Origin of the sequence: Bradyrhizobium sp. sGM-13, from assembly GCF_018398875.1 — a bacterium.
Lineage (GTDB): Bacteria > Pseudomonadota > Alphaproteobacteria > Rhizobiales > Xanthobacteraceae > Bradyrhizobium.
Window position 1 is genome coordinate 1 of sequence record NZ_JAGWDK010000519.1, and the last position, 215, is coordinate 215.

Below are 215 nucleotides of genomic sequence, written 5' to 3' on the forward strand. Positions count from 1 at the left end.
TAGCCATTGACGTTCAAAGTCTGCATCGTGATCAATCTCCTGCGAGATACGACAGCACGATATCGCAATATTTCTGCGGCGCCTGTTCGAACATCGGGTGCGTGGTGCCGGGGATCATCTCGACGCGCGATCCCCTGACGTTGGCGGCCAAGGCATTGAGCACCTTTGGCAGCGTGCCTTTGGTATAAGCGCCGCCGATGAACAGTGTCGGTGTT

The 215-nt window shown here is 56.3% G+C and carries 1 pseudogene; it reads right to left on the reverse strand.

Going from position 1 to position 215, the window contains the following annotated elements:
* Positions 1–31: 31 nt before the first annotated feature.
* Positions 32–215, reverse strand: a pseudogene (locus KJQ96_RS39855) (alpha/beta hydrolase); the annotation flags it as partial.